Source organism: Streptomyces sp. NPDC005803, assembly GCF_040630435.1.
Lineage (GTDB): Bacteria > Actinomycetota > Actinomycetes > Streptomycetales > Streptomycetaceae > Streptomyces.
The window spans coordinates 16,404-32,178 of record NZ_JBEXXO010000011.1 but is presented as its reverse complement, the minus strand read 5'-3'; the positions used below and the strand labels follow the sequence as shown (position 1 = coordinate 32,178).

General features: G+C 72.3%; 14 protein-coding genes. 6 read left to right on the top strand and 8 right to left on the bottom strand.

Translation table 11 applies throughout. The annotated features are described in order from the left end of the window. The first annotated feature begins 64 nt into the window (after nt 1–64). Both ABZ454_RS17195 and ABZ454_RS17190 read left to right on the top strand, forming a co-directional pair. Nucleotides 65–1,291, top strand: coding sequence for an acetyl-CoA C-acetyltransferase (locus ABZ454_RS17195; RefSeq protein ID WP_359538802.1), 1,227 nt, complete (start codon nt 65–67; stop codon nt 1,289–1,291). A 140-nt stretch (nt 1,292–1,431) separates the two neighbouring features. Continuing rightward, nucleotides 1,432–2,175, top strand: coding sequence for an ATP-binding protein (locus ABZ454_RS17190; RefSeq protein WP_359538800.1), 744 nt, complete (start codon nt 1,432–1,434; stop codon nt 2,173–2,175). Between the two features lie 63 nt (nt 2,176–2,238). Here ABZ454_RS17190 and ABZ454_RS17185 read toward each other — a convergent pair whose 3' ends face one another. The 4 genes from ABZ454_RS17185 to ABZ454_RS17170 all read right to left on the bottom strand — a co-directional run bounded on the left by ABZ454_RS17185 (nt 2,239) and on the right by ABZ454_RS17170 (nt 6,358). Beyond that, complete coding sequence (locus tag ABZ454_RS17185; protein ID WP_359538797.1) at nt 2,239–3,696, bottom strand: sialate:H+ symport family MFS transporter; 1,458 nt, start codon at nt 3,694–3,696, stop codon at nt 2,239–2,241. 63 nt (nt 3,697–3,759) lie between these two features. After that, on the bottom strand, nt 3,760–4,440 hold the full coding sequence (locus ABZ454_RS17180; protein WP_356312603.1) for an N-acetylmannosamine-6-phosphate 2-epimerase: 681 nt from the start codon (nt 4,438–4,440) through the stop codon (nt 3,760–3,762). Then, the gene (locus tag ABZ454_RS17175; protein WP_359538795.1) at nt 4,437–5,402 is read right to left on the bottom strand and encodes an ROK family protein; all 966 of its coding nucleotides are present in this window, start codon (nt 5,400–5,402) and stop codon (nt 4,437–4,439) included. Before ABZ454_RS17175 ends, ABZ454_RS17180 begins: the two co-directional genes overlap by 4 nt. Then, complete coding sequence (locus tag ABZ454_RS17170; RefSeq protein ID WP_359538793.1) at nt 5,399–6,358, bottom strand: dihydrodipicolinate synthase family protein; 960 nt, start codon at nt 6,356–6,358, stop codon at nt 5,399–5,401. Before ABZ454_RS17170 ends, ABZ454_RS17175 begins: the two co-directional genes overlap by 4 nt. Nucleotides 6,359–6,510: 152 nt before the next feature. Here ABZ454_RS17170 and ABZ454_RS17165 point away from each other — a divergent pair, with 152 nt between their 5' ends. Together ABZ454_RS17165 and ABZ454_RS17160 are read left to right on the top strand one after the other, a co-directional pair. Further along, a complete protein-coding gene (locus ABZ454_RS17165; protein ID WP_356312612.1) occupies nt 6,511–7,206 on the top strand; it encodes a FadR/GntR family transcriptional regulator in 696 nt (231 codons plus the stop codon). 230 nt (nt 7,207–7,436) lie between these two features. Continuing rightward, the gene (locus tag ABZ454_RS17160; protein ID WP_359538792.1) at nt 7,437–7,841 is read left to right on the top strand and encodes a nuclear transport factor 2 family protein; all 405 of its coding nucleotides are present in this window, start codon (nt 7,437–7,439) and stop codon (nt 7,839–7,841) included. On the opposite strand, the gene ABZ454_RS17155 is transcribed toward ABZ454_RS17160, so the two are convergent. The 4 genes from ABZ454_RS17155 to ABZ454_RS17140 form a co-directional block, all read right to left on the bottom strand. Further along, the gene (locus ABZ454_RS17155; RefSeq protein WP_359538790.1) at nt 7,826–9,058 is read right to left on the bottom strand and encodes an FAD-dependent monooxygenase; all 1,233 of its coding nucleotides are present in this window, start codon (nt 9,056–9,058) and stop codon (nt 7,826–7,828) included. The two genes, ABZ454_RS17160 and ABZ454_RS17155, sit on opposite strands and share 16 nt — an antisense overlap. Nucleotides 9,059–9,175: 117 nt before the next feature. Beyond that, nucleotides 9,176–10,615 carry an exo-alpha-sialidase gene (locus ABZ454_RS17150; protein WP_359538789.1) on the bottom strand — a complete coding sequence of 480 codons (1,440 nt, stop codon included), beginning with the start codon at nt 10,613–10,615 and terminating at the stop codon, nt 9,176–9,178. Between the two features lie 314 nt (nt 10,616–10,929). After that, nucleotides 10,930–11,931 carry an acetylxylan esterase gene (locus tag ABZ454_RS17145; protein WP_359538788.1) on the bottom strand — a complete coding sequence of 334 codons (1,002 nt, stop codon included), beginning with the start codon at nt 11,929–11,931 and terminating at the stop codon, nt 10,930–10,932. 187 nt (nt 11,932–12,118) lie between these two features. After that, nucleotides 12,119–12,838, bottom strand: a complete 720-nt coding sequence (locus ABZ454_RS17140; protein WP_356312630.1) for an FCD domain-containing protein — start codon at nt 12,836–12,838, stop codon at nt 12,119–12,121. Nucleotides 12,839–13,008: 170 nt separating this feature from the next. Between ABZ454_RS17140 and ABZ454_RS17135 the strand changes: the two genes are divergently transcribed. Next, a complete protein-coding gene (locus ABZ454_RS17135; RefSeq protein ID WP_359538785.1) occupies nt 13,009–14,604 on the top strand; it encodes an ABC transporter substrate-binding protein in 1,596 nt (531 codons plus the stop codon). Between the two features lie 220 nt (nt 14,605–14,824). Then, entirely contained in the window at nt 14,825–15,775 is a 951-nt protein-coding gene (locus ABZ454_RS17130) for an ABC transporter permease (RefSeq protein WP_356312636.1), read from the top strand.

Below are 15,775 nucleotides of genomic sequence, written 5' to 3'. Positions count from 1 at the left end.
AGTCGATGGGTGCGAAGGTCATGGCACACCCTTGTCCCCTGCTGTTCCCCGGAAAGGCCCCGCCGTGCCCGACCAGAACGACGTCGTGATCTGCGAACCGCTGCGCACCCCCATCGGCCGCTTCGGCGGGGCGTTCGCCGGACAGAAGCCGGCCGCGCTCGCCGCCCGTGTCATCGCCGAGGTCGTCGCCCGCACGGGAATCGATCCGGACCGGGTCGACGAGGTGATCCTCGGACACGCCTACCCGTCCTCGGACGCCCCGGCCATCGGCCGCGTCGCGGCCCTGGACGCCGGGCTCCCGCAGACCGTCACCGGGCTCCAGACCGACCGCCGTTGCGGATCGGGCCTGCAGGCCGTCCTGGACGCGGCGATGCAGATCCGGGCCGGGTTCAGCGACGTGGTGATCGCCGGCGGCGTCGACGTGATGAGCGCCGCCCCGTACTACACGCACGACGGCCGCTGGGGCATCAAGGGCCCCGGCCTCCAGCTCCACGACTCGCTGGCGCGCGGCCGGGTCACCGCCGGCGGCGTCAACCACCCGGTGCCCGGCGGCATGATCGAGACGGCGGAGAACCTCCGCCGCGCGTACGGCATCAGCCGCGCCGACCAGGACGCCCTGGCCCTGCGCTCGCAGCAGCGCGCCGGCCGGGCGGCGGCCGAGGGGTGGTACGACGCCGAGACCGTCGCGGTCACCGTGACGACCCGGAAGGGCGAGACGGTGGTCACCGCTGACGAACATCCCCGCCCCGAGACCACCGCCGAACAACTCGCCGCACTCCGCCCGATCCTGCTCAAGTCCGATCCGGAGGCGACGGTCACCGCGGGCAACGCCAGCGGCCAGAACGACGCGGCCGCCGCCTGCCTGGTGACCAGCGCCGCCACCGCCGCCCGCCTGGGCCTCACCCCGCTGGTCCGGCTGGTCTCCTTCGCCCGCGCGGGCGTTCCCGCCGCCACCATGGGCATCGGCCCCGTCCCCGCCACCCACGCCGCGCTGGCCCGCGCCGGGCTCACCCTCGCCGACCTCGACCTGATCGAGCTCAACGAGGCCTTCGCCGCCCAGGTGCTGGCCTGCACCCGCGAACTGGGCCTCGGCGAGAAGGACCACGAGGAGCGGATCAACGTGAACGGTTCGGGCGTCTCGCTCGGCCACCCCGTCGGCGCCACCGGTGCCCGCATCCTCGCCACCCTCACCAGGGAACTGCACCGCCGCGAGGCCCGCTACGGCCTGGAGACGATGTGCATCGGCGGCGGCCAGGGCCTCGCCGCGGTCTTCGAGCGCATCGCGGACTGACTCCTGCCGCTGCCGCGGGCCGGCTCACCGGAGCGTGCGGGGCGACCAGGATGACGGCGCCCACTCCTGTCCCCACTGCCGTGCATCCTTCACGGCCCGCGACCGTGGCGGGCCGCTGCCGTACCCGGCAGGATGGACCCGTGCCGAAGAACCCCCCGGATCGGACGCAGCACCACCCGCGCCGGCGTCCGAACCGCCATGTCCGGGAATGCCGGCCCCACCCCGGCGACGACAGCTACCAGGACACCGACCTGCCCGGCGGACTGCCGACCGGCTCACCGGAGGAGGTTCTCGACTGTGCGTGCGACCTCCACCTCACCGCTCCCGCGCCGGTCATGCGGGTGGCGGCGGGGCTTGTCGTCCTCGTCGGCCCGCCGGCCTCGGGCAAGACCAGCTTTGTTCGGGCCCTGGTCGCGCGCCGGCAGATCGACGCCGAAGCGGTGGTGTCCAGCGACGAGATCCGCGCGGAGTTCTTCGGCGCCTCACCCCCGGAAGCGGAATCCGACGCGGCGGACGCACGGATCTTCGAGGAACGTGACCGTCGGATCGTGGCCAGGCTCGCCACCGGACACAGCGCGGTCGCGGAGTCGACGAACGTCACACCGCAGGCGCGCGCACGACTCGTCGCCATCGCCAGGCGCTTCGACGCCCCGGTGACCATGCTGCGCTTCACCCCGGACGTCACCGGCCTCGTCCAGCAGTACACCGAGCGAGGCCGCACGGACCTCACCGCTGCGGACGTCCGTGCCTACGCCGCCCTCATGACCCGGGATGCCGGGCCCGACCAGCTTCGCTCCGAGGGTGCGACCGCCGTCCACGACGTTCCGGGTCGGCGCCAAGGGATCACGCCCGCCGAAGCCGCCGCGCGTTTCTCCTTCGCCTGATACCTACGACGCGTCCAGGCCTGCCCGCCGGCCCCCGGCAGAACCCGGCCGGCCCCCGGGCCGCTACCGGTCCACGGGGACGCGCTCGCCGGCGGTCTGCGGCGCCGCCAGGTGGTCGTTCCCGGCGTCCGGGTCCGTCAGCCGGTTCAGCCGTGCCGGCACGTCGAAGCCGACCAGCAGGACCACGATCACCGTGCCGGCGAACGTCAGGACCGCCAGCGCCTGACCCAGGTCCATCCCGGAGGCGAGGTGGGCGCCCAGCACCGGCGCGACGGCCCCGCCGAGGGCTCCCACGTTGTACGTGAAGCCGAGCGCCGCACCCCGGCTCGCGGTCGGGAAGTGGCCGCCGATGTAGCGGGGAAGCAGCCCGGAGATGCCGAAGCTCGTGGCCTGGAGCAGGAAGAGCAGGATGCCGAGCAGCATCAGGTTGTTCTTGACCGCGAAGACCGGATAGACGAAGGCGAGCGAGGCCAGCAGCGTCAGCGCGTACGCCTTCTTCGTACCGATCCGGTCGCCGAGGAAGCCCGCGACCCAGCAGCCGACCATGGTGCCGAAGCCGGCGAAGTACAGCACGTCCGTGACCTGGTCCGTCGTGTAGCCCAGCTCGGTCTTCAGATACGTGGGCAGCAGGGCCTGGATGGGCCACGAGTACAGGAACGCGAAGAACAGCGTCACGATCATGGACAGGTACAGCACCCAGCTGCGCCTCCCGCCCATCTGCACGGCGAACGCGGCGAGCGAGAGCCCGGCGATCACGGAGAGCACCGGCACCATGCCGGCCCCGCCCGGGGTGAAGACGAGGAACAGCGAGACGGTGGCGACGACGACCAGGACCGTGTTGGCGGTGGCCCGGGCCCGGGTGAGGAACAGCGGCCGGAACGGGTTGGGCTTGGCGCCCTGGTCCGCGACGGACTCCGTCCACTCCTCCGCCTCGGGCAGCGCGCGCCGCATCCACAGCGCGATGGCGATCGGGACGAGGCCCAGGTAGAACATCCAGCGCCAGCCGAGCGAGGGCACCACCCAGTCGTAGACCTGGGCGGCGAGCACCGAGCCGACCGAGAAGCCCGAGATCAGAAAGCCGCTGGCCCGGTTGCGCAGAGCGGGGGGCCAGCTCTCCATGACGTACGTGGAGCTGGCGCTGTACTCACCGGCCATGCCCATCCCGATGGCCAGCCGGGCGGCGAACAGACTGGTGTAGTTCCACGCGAACCCGCAGGCGAAGGTTCCCGCCGAGTACAGCAGGATGCTGAGCACCATGGAGAGCTTGCGGCCGTAGCGGTCACCGAGGGCGCCGAGCACGGCCCCGCCCAGCCAGCGGGTGATGAAGGCGCCGGAGATCAGGCTGGCCGCCTGCACGGTGCTCAGGCCGAACTCGTCACTGATCTCGGTCAGCACGAGGGTGATCAGCACGAAGTCGAAGCCGTCGAGGACGTAGCCGATCCAGGCGGCGAAGAACGACTTCCACTGGGCGCGGCTCAGCCGGCGGTACCAGGGGGGTGTGGGGGGTGTGGTGGTCTGCACGGTGACTCCAGGATGCGGGACGGCGCTCTTCCTTGAACAGCCGTCCCGCGTGGTGGGGACAGATCAGGTCCGGGCCATGCCCTCGACGAAGCGGGCGGTCAGGGCCGTGGGAGCGGTGATGGCCGTCCCCACGACGACGCTGTGGGCGCCGCGCGCCAGGGCCTCGGCCGCGTCCTCGGGGGTGTTGATACGGCCTTCGGCGACCACCGGGACGTCGATCGCGGCGGCGAGCGCCGAGACCAGCGCGAGATCGGGGCCGGTCCGCTTCGGCGTGCCGGGAACGTAACCGGACAAGGTCGTGGAGACGAAGTCCGCCCCGAGCGCGGCCGCCGCGACGCCCTCGGCCAGGGTCGAGACGTCGGCCATGACGAGGGCGCCGGCCGCGTGGACCGCCTCGACGAGCGCGGCGAACGCCGAGCCGTCGGGCCGCGGCCGGTCGGTGGCGTCCGCGGCGACGACGGCGGCGCCGGCCTCGGCCACCGCCAGGGCGTGCCGGACGGTCGGCGTGATGTACACCCCGGTGTCGCCGTCCTTCCACAGACCGATGACCGGCAGGTCGACGGCCGCGGTGATCGCGGCGACGACCTCCGGCTCGTTGGCGCGGATCGCGGCGCCGCCGCCGGCAACCGCCGACTGCGCGAGCCGCACCAGCGTGGACGTCTCCCGCATCGGATCGCCGGGGGGCGCCTGACAGGACACGATCAGCTTGCCCTGGAGGGAGGCGGCCAGTTCCTGCGCGGTCATCGAAGAGCTCCCGGGTGGTGGAGGGGAAGGGTGGTGGTGAGGGCGGCGGCGCCGAGCACGGCCGCGTCGTGGCCGAGGAGCGGGGACCGGGGGACGAGCCCGCGCAGCGGGGGCATCAGCTCCGAGGCGAACGCGTCGCGCAGAGCGTCCTCGTACAGGGCGCCGATGCGCGGGACCCCGCCGCCGACGACGACCCGGTCGGGGCCGAGCGCGTTGGCGAGGCCGCCCAGGACGTGCCCGGCGGCGGCGGCGCCGGTGGTGATCGCGGTGACGGCGTGGGCGTCGCCCTGCGCGGCGCGCGCGGCGACGGTCTCCAGCCGGTCCACGGGGGTGCCGGTGAGCCGTGCGTAGTGGGCGGCGATCCCGGGCCCGGAGGCGATGACCTCCAGATGGCCGGGGGCGCCGCAGGTGCAGGTCAGCCCGGCCGCCTCGGGGCTGGGCAGGTGGCCCAGGTGCCCGGCGATGCCCGCCGCGCCGTGCAGCATCCGCCCGTCGACGGCGAGGGCGCCGCCGACCCCGGTGCCGATGGCGGCGAAGATCAGCGAGCCGTGGTCCGCGCCGTCCGCGTGCAGGGCGGCGAGCTCCGGGCCGGCGGTGGCGCGCACGTCGTTGTCGCAGGCCACCGCGTAGCCGGTGCGGTTGGCGAGCCCGACGCCCAGCGGGGTGCCCGCCCAGCCGCGGAGGGAGTCGGTGGCGCTGGTGACCATGCCGGTACGGGGATCGATGACCCCGGCCGCCGCGATGCCCAGCACCGCCGCGGTGTGACCGGGGTCGACCGCGGCGGCGGCCGCGGCGAGCGCGTCGAGCACCGCCGCCGCGCCCTCCCGGGCGGGGGTGGGCCGGCTGTGCCGGGCCAGGACCGTGCCGTCCGCCCCGAGGAGCGCGGCGGCGATCTTCGTGCCGCCGAGGTCGAGGCCGACGACGGGTCCCCCGGCGGGCGCCGGGCGTGCCGCGGTCGTCATCGGACCGGCGGCAGACCGGCGTCGCGCAGCCGTCCGGAGACGAGCGCGACGGATTCCGCGGACAGCTGGATCTGCGGGAACGCGGTGTCCCCGCAGTCGATGACGCCCAGCAGCCGGAGCGCCGCCTTGAACGAGCCGAGCGCCGAGGAGCTGCGGCCCATGTCCGCCTCGGGGCCGGCGTCGACCATCGCGAACAGCTCGATCAGCCGCTCCTGCTCCTTCGCGGCCAGCGCCCAGTTCCCGGCCCGCGCGGCCTCGTAGAGCCGTACGTATCCGGCCGGGTCCACGTTGCCGATCCCGGGGACGACGCCGTCGGCGCCGGCGAGCAGGGCCGCGTCGACGGTCAGCTCGGAACCGGTGAGGATGCTGAAGCCGGGCACCGGGCCGTCGGCGCGGCCCTCGCGGCCGCCCAGCTCGACGACGAGCCGGCGCAGCCCGCCCTCGTCGCCGCTGCTGTCCTTGAGCCCGGCCAGGGTGCCGTCCTCGGCGAGCTCGCGGACCGTCGCGGTGGAGAGCTTGCTGTGCACGGCGACCGGGATGTCGTACGCGAACAGGGGCAGGTCCACCTCGGCGCGCAGCCGGCGGAAGTGGCCGGCGATCTCCTTGGCGTGGGTGCGGGTGTAGAAGGGCGCGGTCGCGACCAGGGCGTCCGCGCCCAGGGCGGCGGCGGCCTTGGCGTGCTCGACGACCCGGGCCGTGGTGGTGTCGATGACCCCGGCCAGGACCGGGACGCGGCCGTCGGTCGTGCGGACGACGGTCTTCAGGACGGTGGCGCGCTGTTCGTCGGTGAGGTAGGCGACCTCGCTGGTGGACCCGAGCGCGAAGAGTCCGTGCACACCCCCGCCGATGAGGTGCTCGACGAGCCGGGCGAGGGAGGAGGTGTCGACCTCCCCACGGGAGTCGAGCGGGGTGCAGACCGGCGGGACGACGCCGCGCAGGGGTGCGGTCAGAGGCATGGTGAAGGGCTCCAGCTGGTCGGGAATCCGATCCGCGGCCTGAGCGGCTACCCGGATCGAGACGTGAGACGTAAGATGTCCTACGTCTGGCTTCACCTTAATCAGATGCTCCTGCGAACGGTCAAGGGGCAACGGCACCTCAGGAGGACGTTGTGGCGCGGCCCACCATGGCTCAGGACATCGAGCGCCGGCTCAAGGAACTGATCCTGGAGCGACGGCTCGCGCCGGGCGACGCCCTGCCCACCGAAAGCGAGCTGATGGAGCTCTTCGAGGCCGGCCGGGTGTCGGTGCGCGAGGCCCTCAAATCGCTGCAGGCGGTCAACGTCGTGGAGATCCGCCGGGGATACGGCACCTTCGTGGGCTCGCTCTCCCTGTCACCGTTCGCCGAGGGCCTGGCCTTCCGCGCGGCCGTGCGCCACCGCCAGGGCGAGCCCGGGCTCGCCGAGCTGATGAAGGTGCGGGAGGCGCTGGAGGCCGGGCTCGTCGGGGCCGTCGCGGCGGGCGTCCCGGACGAGGACCTCGAGGTGCTGCGCGCCCTGGTCGCGAAGATGGAGAAGGAGGCCGGCGCGGGCCGGGTGGCGCGCTCCACGGACCGGGCGTTCCACCTCGCGCTCTACGCCTCGCTCGACAACCACCTGCTCAGCGAGGTGCTCGACGCCTTCTGGGCGGCCATGGACCGGGTGCGCGAGGACTTCGACGACGGCCACCAGGACCCCTCGGTCACCTGCGCCCAGCACCGCGAGATCGTCGCGGCGGTCGCGGCGGCCGACGGCGAGCGGGCGGTACGGGCGATGCGCACCCACTTCGACGGCATCCGCACCCGGCTGGAACCGTCCCTGGTCCGGTAGCTCCGCGCCAGGAGGGAATCCGGCATCACATCGTCGTCGGACCCCCCGGGTGAGCCCGGCCGAAGGGCGCCGAAGGCGCGGCGGACTCCGCTGTCCGCCGAGAGCGCTGCCTGCCGCGCCCCGCTCCGGCCGGCTCGCGGCTTGTGCGCATGTCGGCACGGTTCCAGGGGCGCTCATGGATCAGGATCTGATGGGCCCGCACCGCATCACCGACCGGGAAGACCACACGCATGACAGCAGAGTCACCGACGCAGACCGTGCAGCGCCTCTTCCCGCTGCTCGCCGAGGGGAAGAACGCGGAGGCGGCGGCACTGTTCGCCGACTCGGTGTCGTTCTCGGTCCCGCACCCGCCGGGCATTCCGTGGGTACCGGAGGCCGACTCGGGGGAGGGCATGCGAACGTTCTTCGACCTGCTGCGGACCCATGTGCGCGCCAAGGAGTTCGACCTCCGCCAGGTCGTCGCCGAGGGTGACGAGGTGGTGATCTTCGGGCGCATGGTCTCCGAGGTCAGGAAGACGGGCCGGGACATCGACACGGCGTTCGCCCTGCACACCACGGTCCGGGAGGGACGGATCACCCGCTACCACCTCTATGAGGACAGCTACGCCGTCGCCCGGGCCTACTTCGGCGACTGATCGGCCGAGGCACGAGCCGGGGCAGCCCTGAGGCCGTCGTTCCGCTGGAGGCCGCCGTACAGATAGCTGCCGGCGCCGTCCAGCGTGGCCCGGCTCCATTCCGCCACCTCCGCAGGACCCATCGCCGCCCAGTCCGGCGTCCGTTCGACCATGGCGTGTCCCAGCCTGCGGCCCAGGGCGACGAGCCGGGCCCCCTCGCCCGACCGCTCGTCGGCGTACCGGCACAGCGCCTCGGCGGCCGACGAAGAGCTACGCAGGACCCGTTCCAGACAGAGCGCGTCCTGCAACGCCTTGGTCGCGCCGCTCGCGGTGTGCGGCCGGGTGACGCTCGCCGCGTCGCCGGCCAGCAGGAACGGCGCTTCCGCGACCCGGGGCACATGGAAGTCGGCGATGTCGTGGCACGTCAGCGAGGTGTGCGCGCCCCGGCCCACGACCTCGGCCCAGTCCGCCGGGAAGTGCTCCTCGGCGACGCGCCGCACGTACTCCTCGCGCCCGGCGGTCCACGACGGCGGGGGAGGCGGCCCGTACACGGCGTAGGCCAGCAGCCGCGCCCCCTCGCCGGCACCCGGAATCAGGTAGAACACACCGTGCCCGCCACGGAAACCGAGGGTGATCCAGGCGCTGCGCACCAGCTCCAGCACATGAGGGTGCCCCGCCAGAGCGTGCAGCGGGAGGGTGCCGCGCCACACCACGTACCCCGCCGGAACCGGCCGTACCGCCGGGGCGAGCGCCGCCCGGGTGACGGACCGGGGGCCGTCCGCCCCGACGACGATGTCGTACCGCTCCCGCGAGTCCGCCGTACGGATCACTGCGCCGCCCGACGGGTGGCGCAGTACCTCCGTGACGGGACGCCCGCGGTGGTACGTCACGCCGTCGGCCTTCGCGCGCAGCGTGCGCCACAGCAGACCCCAGTGGCAGGGCGTCACCGCGCTGTCCTGCCGGGCCAGTTCACGCGCCCGCCGCTGTCCGCGTTCCCGCGTCAGCCAGATCCGTGAGGGCACGGGGGCCGTCGGCATGCCCGCGTCCAGATAGCCGGCCGCGACCAGCTCGGCGTGGAGCGGCGGCGGCACGACGATGCCGAACCCCCGGTCCTCCAGCGCCCCGCCGCTGCGCTCGTACACCGTGACGTCGGCCCCGGCCCTGGCCCCGGCGATCGCCATCGCACAGCCGGCGACGCTCCCGCCGACCACCCCGATGCGTAACCCCGTCCCCGCCATGTCCGCCACCACCTTCTCCGGTCGCTCCGCCCGCTGTGCGTCGCGCCCATTGAAGGGGGTGGCGGCGACCCGCGTCCAACCGCCCCGCGGCGGCCGGACGCGGCGCCGTCATCCGGGCTACGGGGTGACCGTCACCGTCGCACTGCCCGAGGCCTGCTTGCCGTCCGCCCGGTAGGTGGCGGTGAGCGTGGCGTTCCCCGACGCGCCGGCGGGCACGGTGACCGGGACCTTGACGTTGGCGCCCTCTCCCGGACGTGTCGCCGGGAAGGCCACCTGCCGGGCGGTCCAGCCGCCGGGCACGGCCAGATCGACCGTGCCCGCGCTGCGCCGCACATCCATCCGGTTGACGACCCGGACGGTGACCTCCGCGGTCGTGCCGGCCTTCAGTGTGGCCGGCGGGGTGAGGGTGATGTCCGCGCAGGTGCCGCCCAGCCACTTCAGGTCGAACGAGGAGTACGTCATGTGCTCGTAGGCGCCCCGCTCGTACAGCAGCCCGAGCCGGCCGTCGGGCAGCCGGGTCAGCGTCGAGTAGGCCGCGGCGCCCGGGTCGACGACCTTCCTGATCGGCCAGGTCTTCCCGTTGTCGCAGGACATCTTGACGGTGAGGTTGCGCCGGGACGCGGTGTCCTCGGTGTTGCTGAACAGCAGCCAGGACGACTGCGGGTTCGAAGCCGCGGCGTCGGGTGCGTAGCGCATGACCGAGGCGTTGTTCGCCGGGTCGGGGAGCTCGGTGTCCTGGACGAACGGGGTGTAGGTGACACCGCCGTCGCGGGAGTACGCGATCGTCCGGTAGGGCTTCGAGCGGTTGTTGAGCATGACCGTGCCGTCGTTCAGCTCGACGGTCTTGTTCTCGTCGCCGCCAGGATCGACCGGTGTGCCCGTCTTCCAGGTCGCGCCGTGGTCGTCGCTGTACGCGCTGACCGCGTAGTTGGCCCCGTTGTCGCGGATGGCGTACTGCTGGATCAGCCGGCCCTTGTGCGGCCCGTTGCGCAGTTGGATGCCCTCGCCGGACGCCGCGAACATGCCGCCCCAGGCCGGGTTCTTGATCTGCTGGGTGATGCGGCGGTGGGACCAGGTCAGCCCGTCGTCGTCCGAGTAGCTGTAGTCCGCCTGGAGGACGTTCGGGTCGCTCTCGTCGTTACCGGTGGCCGAGCCGAAGAAGCCCTGGTTCACACCCGCGGCGTAGAACAAAAAGATGCGGCCGGTCGTCCGGTCGACGAGCAGGCTCGGGTCTCCGTAGCCCTGAGGAGCGGGGTCCTTGCGGACCACCTGCTGCGCCTGCCAGGTCGTCCCGCCGTCGGTGCTGCGCCGCAGCACGATGCCGATGTTGGACGGCAGGTCGCCGAGGGTGGGGCGGGCGTCGTAGGCCGCCAGCAGGGTGCCCTTGACCGACGTGGTCAGGGCGGGGATGCGGTAGTGGGGGGAGCCGACGCCGTCGACGGTCAGGTCCTGGGAGGTGAGCGTGCCGGGGGCGGGTGACGCGGCCTGTGCGGTGCCGGTCGTGGCCACCACCAGCAGGGCGGCGCCGAGCAGGGCGGCCGGGACTGTTCTCTTCATGGACGATCTCTCTTCTCGGAAGGGGTGGGGCTTCTCGAAGGGTGGGAGAGGGCGAGCGCGCCGGGCCTACGGGATGTGCAGGGAGCAGACCCGGCTGCTCGCGTCGAAGATCCGCAGGTCCTTGATCATTTTCAGGACGATGCGATGAGGGCCCCGCTCGTCGGGGTGGAGCCCGTCGCTGAGCAGGGACAGGGGGACCTGGCCGCCGTTGCCGTGCCGTGCCGTGCGTGATGCTGGGCCCGCCAGGGCGTGCCGAGGGCCGCCGCGCCTGCGGCGAGAAGCATGGAACGTCTGCGCACGGAAGGCGCCCGCGGTCAGGAGTGGCCGGCCTGCCCCGACGGCGGGCCTGCGAACAGGGAGCGCACCCAGGCGAGTTGTTCCCGCTGCTGGTACTCCGCGCCGCCCTCGTGCCCGTTGAACGCGTAGATCCGCACGTCCTTGGGGCCGGCGTAGCCGTTGTAGGCGGTGAAGCACGTGGAGGGCGGGCAGATGTCGTCCATCATCGCGATGGAGAACAGGGCGGGAGCCGTCGCCCGGGTGGCGAACAGTGCGGCATCGAAGTACGACAGCGTGGAGAAGACGGACTCCGCGCGGTCGCGGTGGAGCATGAGGTACTCGGCGATCTCGGTGAACGGCGGGCGGCCCGAAATCTCCGCCCCGCGACGGAAGTTGCAGAGGAACGGCACATCCGGCATCACACCCGCCAGCCCTGGTACGAGCCCCGCGACCGCCAGCGCGATGCCGCCGCCCTGGCTGACCCCGGTCACCACGATCCGGTCCGGGTCGATCCCGGGCCGGCCGCGCACCGCGTCGACACAGCGCACGGCGTCGGTGAACAGCCGCCGGTAGTAGTACGTTCCGGGGCTCTCGATGCCCCGGGTGAGGAAGCCGGGTACGACTCCGGCCGCGCCGCCGTCCGGATCGGCGGTGTCGCCGCCGGCGGCGGACCAGCCCTGGCCGCGGGTGTCCATCAGCAGATGCGCGTACCCGGCCGACGCCCACAGCAGGTTCTCGTGCGCCAGGCCCCGCCCCCGGCCGTACCCCAGGAACTCCACGACGCAGCCCAGCGGTTCGTCCGCCCCGGCCGGCATCCGCAGCCAGCCGCGCACCGGCTGTCCGCCGAAGCCGGGGATGGTCACGTCGTACGTCCGGACCTGGGTGAGCCCGGTGTCCACCACCGCGAACACGGGCTTGTCCGCCGCGCAGGACCGGGCCTCGTCCAGGGTGCGCGACCAGAAGGCGTCGAAGTCCGCCGGAACGGGCAGCGCCGGCCGGTAGTCGCGGCAGTCCGCGAGCGAGAGATCCGTAAGCGGCATAGGGGTGCCCTCCTGGGGGCGCGGCGGGAAGTGCCATGGGCGAGGTGGTGTCCTGGGCATCAGACGGATGACGTCAGATGTCCTGTCGGCACACGGACCCTAGGCACCCGCCGCGGGGGCCGTCAAGGGTCCGCCGGGGCGATCTCGCCGGGCTTCCGTGAGGTGTCCAGGGGCCGGGCCGGCCGGCTCACTGCCGGGCGCGGGCCTCCGAGATCCGGCGCCTGACGGGGGCGTAGTGCTCGCCGAGCGCCTTGATGAACCCGGTGATGTCGCCGGCCCGGGCGGCGTCCACGATGTTCTGGTGGGCGGCGATGGTCTCCGTCTCGTCGGCGCGCGTGAAGCCGTCCAGATGCGGGGCGACGATCGCGTACACGTCCCAGAACGCCATCGAGAGCTGCCCGATCAGGTCGTTGCCGAGCGGCGCGACGAGCAGGGCGTGGAAGGCGCGGTCGGCGTCGACGAAGCCGTGCCCCTCCTGGGCGCCGGTCTCGCGCATGGTGGCCACCAGGCCGTCCAGGGTGCCCAGCTGCTCCGGGGTGAGCAGCGAGACGATCCGGTCGGCCATCCCGCGCTCGAACAGCTCGCGCACGTCGACCAGGTCGGCCATCACCTGGAAGTCGTCGTCCGGGGAGAGCAGCCCGCGGAAGGTCAGGCTCTCCACCAGTGCGGACAGGCTCAGCCGGCCGACGTACGTGCCGTGGCCGTGGCGCACCTCGACGATGTCCAGCGCGTTGAGGATCTTGACGGCCTCGCGGACGCTGGAGCGGCTGGCGCCGAGCGCCTCGCACAGGGCGGGCTCGGTGGGCAGTGGGTCCCCGGGGCGCAGCCGCTCCTCGAGGATGTACCGCTTGATGCCGTCGACGACTTCCTGCCGCAGCAGCTGCCGGCCGGGCCTCGTTCCGGACATATGTGAACTCCCCACCTCTTGACCCCTCTCGATTGTCAAGCTACGTTCCCACGCTATCAAGGCATCAGACATCTGACGTCTGATGCTTCGGGTTCGGCGGTCCCCGTGAACCCGTGCCAGCCCCCTCGTCCCTCATCCACGACGCCCCACCTCAAGTCCCTGGAGGACCCGTGCCCGAGCTGAAGTCAGCCGGTGTCGAGCGCCGCACCTTCCTGCGTTACACCAGTGCTGTCGGTGCCGCGGCCGCCATCACGGCGAGCCTGTCCGCATGCGGCGGACCGTCCTCGACCGCCAACGGCTCGACGGGCAAGGGCAGCGGCAGCGATCTCATCGAAGCCGGTCTGTCCTACCCGCTGTCGACCGGCTTCGACCCGATGATCACCTCGGGCGCGACCCCGTACGCCGCCAATATGCACATCTTCGAGGGGCTGGTGGATCTCGATCCGGCGACACTCGTGGCGCGGCCCGCCCTCGCCACCGAGATGCCGAAGAAGATCAACGCCACCACCTACCGCGCCACGCTGCGCAAGGGGGCGACCTTCCACGACGGATCAGCCGTCACCGCGGACGACGTCGTGTTCAGCTTCGAACGCATCCTGGACCCGAAGAACGCCAGCCTGATGGCACAGTTCGTGCCCTTCATCGACACCGTCGAGGCCGTCGACGCCGGCACGGTCGAGTTCAAGCTCAAGTACCCCTTCGCGCTCTTCCCCTCCCGCATCGCCGTGGCCCGGATCGTGCCGAAGAAGATCGTCGAGCCCGACCCGAAGGCCTTCGACGCCAAGCCCGTCGGCTCGGGTCCGTACGCGTTCGTCTCGGCGACCCGCGAGGACAAGATCGTCTTCGAGAAGTACGACAAGTACAAGGGCGCGCACCCCGCCAAGGCCAAGAAGATGGTCTGGCGTCTGATCTCGGACCAGTCGGCCCGGGTCAGCGCCATGCAGTCCGGCCGCGTCCAGGCCATCGAGGACGTCCCGTACATCGACGTGAAGGGGCTCTCCGCCACGGCGAGGACCGAGTCCGTGCAGTCCTTCGGTCTGCTCTTCCTGATGTTCAACACCGCCGACAAGCGGTTCGCCGACAAGCGGGTCCGCCAGGCCCTGCACTACGCGCTGGACACCGAGAAGATCATCAAGACCGCCATGGTCGGCAACGCGACGGCCGCCACCGGCTACGTCCCCGCCACCCACCCCGACTACCACAAGGCGGCCACGGTCTACACGCACGACGTGGCCAAGGCGAAGCAGCTGCTCGCCGACGCGGGGGTGAAGGACCTCACGTTCACCGTCCTGACCACCGACACCGGATGGGTCAAGGACATCGCCCCCCTGATCAAGGAGAGCTGGGCCGCGGCCGGCATCGAGGCCACCCTCGGCATCGCCCAGTCCGCCGCCCAGTACGCCAAGGTCGACAGCGGCGACTTCGAGGTCCTCGTCGCCCCCGGCGACCCCTCGGTCTTCGGCAACGACGTGGACCTGCTGATGCGCTGGTTCTACTACGGCTTCTGGCCGGAGAAGCGCTACAGCTGGTCCACGACCGCCGCGTACAAGAAGGTCAAGCAGCTCCTCGACAAGGCCGCCCAGGCCGGCGACGAGGCGACCCGCAAGCAGCTGTGGGGCCAGATCACCGACGTCGTCGCCGACGAGGTCCCCCTCTACCCGATCCTGCACCGCAAGCTGCCCACCGCCTGGAACGACAAGGGCCTGACCGGCTTCAAGCCGCTGCCGACCACCGGCCTCTCCTTCATGGACGTCGGCCGCGCCTGACCGGCTCCGTCCCCCGGGCCCGTACGGCAGCCCCGCACAGGCCGCCGTACGGCCCGGCCCCCACACCTCCCGTCCGGATCACGCCGCCCCCCGTCCGGCCCGGACCGGACGAGAGCCACAGACCGGCGCCGCCCGTCGCGCGCCCGATAACCCGGTCCAGGACACCGAACACCCCCGGTGTCCTGGACCGGATGACCGCCCAACCGCAAGGAACCCGACGATGGTTGCTTTTCTCCGGCTCGCGCTGCGCCGCGTCGCGATGATGCCGGTGATGATCCTCGGTATCGCGTTGCTCGTCTTCGTGGTGCTGCAGTTCTCGCCGGTCGACCCGGCCTTCAACGCGCTCGGGGAGAGCGCCACCCCCGAGGCCCGGGAGGCCTTCGCCGAGGCCAACGGGCTCAACGACCCGCTGCCCGTCCGCTACTTCCACTTCCTCGGCCGGCTGCTCCACTTCGATCTCGGCTCGACCGTCCCGCCCAGCCAGCCCGTGACCGACCGGATCACCGCCGCCTTCCCGCTCACCCTCCAGCTCACCGTCCTCGGGCTCGTCATCGCCGTCGTGCTCGCCGTCATCGGCGGCGTCCTGGGCGCCATGTACCGCGACCGCTGGCCCGACCAGCTCTTCCGGGTGCTGTCCATGGCCGGCGTCGCCATCCCCTCCTTCTGGCTCGGCGTCCTGCTCATCCAGCAGTTCGCCCTGAACACCCAGATCTTCCCGACCGGCGGATACACCAACATCGCCGACTCGTTCGGCGGGTGGCTCCGCACGATGCTCCTCCCCGCCGTGTCGCTCGCGGTGCCCGTCGCCGCTTCGCTCGCCCGGCTCATCCGCACCTCGATGGTCACCGAACTCGACCGGGACTACGTCCGCACCGCCCAGGGCAACGGCCTGCCGGTCCTCCTGGTCATCCGCTCCGTGCTGCGCAACGCGCTCGTCACCCCGCTCACGGTGCTCGGCGTCAAGGTCGGCTACCTGCTCAGCGGCGCCGTCGTCATCGAAGCGATCTTCGACCTGCCCGGCATGGGCAAACTCATCCTCGAAGGTGTCACCGGAGGCGACGTCGCCCTGGTCCAGGGCACCGTACTGACCATCGCCATCGCCTTCCTGGTGGTCAACGTCATCGTCGACCTGCTCTACCTGCTGGTCAATCCGCGCATCAGGACGGTGTGA

Bases quoted from the DNA above. Each gene is read 5' to 3' on its own strand.
- ABZ454_RS17170 (WP_359538793.1), bottom strand. From the start codon at position 6,358: ATGCCTCTGACCGCACCCCTGCGCGGCGTCGTCCCGCCGGTCTGCACC.
- ABZ454_RS17130 (WP_356312636.1), top strand. From the start codon at position 14,825: ATGGTTGCTTTTCTCCGGCTCGCGCTGCGCCGCGTCGCGATGATGCCG.
- ABZ454_RS17180 (WP_356312603.1), bottom strand. From the start codon at position 4,440: ATGACCGCGCAGGAACTGGCCGCCTCCCTCCAGGGCAAGCTGATCGTG.
- ABZ454_RS17175 (WP_359538795.1), bottom strand. From the start codon at position 5,402: ATGACGACCGCGGCACGCCCGGCGCCCGCCGGGGGACCCGTCGTCGGC.
- ABZ454_RS17145 (WP_359538788.1), bottom strand. From the start codon at position 11,931: ATGCCGCTTACGGATCTCTCGCTCGCGGACTGCCGCGACTACCGGCCG.
- ABZ454_RS17155 (WP_359538790.1), bottom strand. From the start codon at position 9,058: ATGGCGGGGACGGGGTTACGCATCGGGGTGGTCGGCGGGAGCGTCGCC.
- ABZ454_RS17140 (WP_356312630.1), bottom strand. From the start codon at position 12,838: ATGTCCGGAACGAGGCCCGGCCGGCAGCTGCTGCGGCAGGAAGTCGTC.
- ABZ454_RS17160 (WP_359538792.1), top strand. From the start codon at position 7,437: ATGACAGCAGAGTCACCGACGCAGACCGTGCAGCGCCTCTTCCCGCTG.
- ABZ454_RS17150 (WP_359538789.1), bottom strand. From the start codon at position 10,615: ATGAAGAGAACAGTCCCGGCCGCCCTGCTCGGCGCCGCCCTGCTGGTG.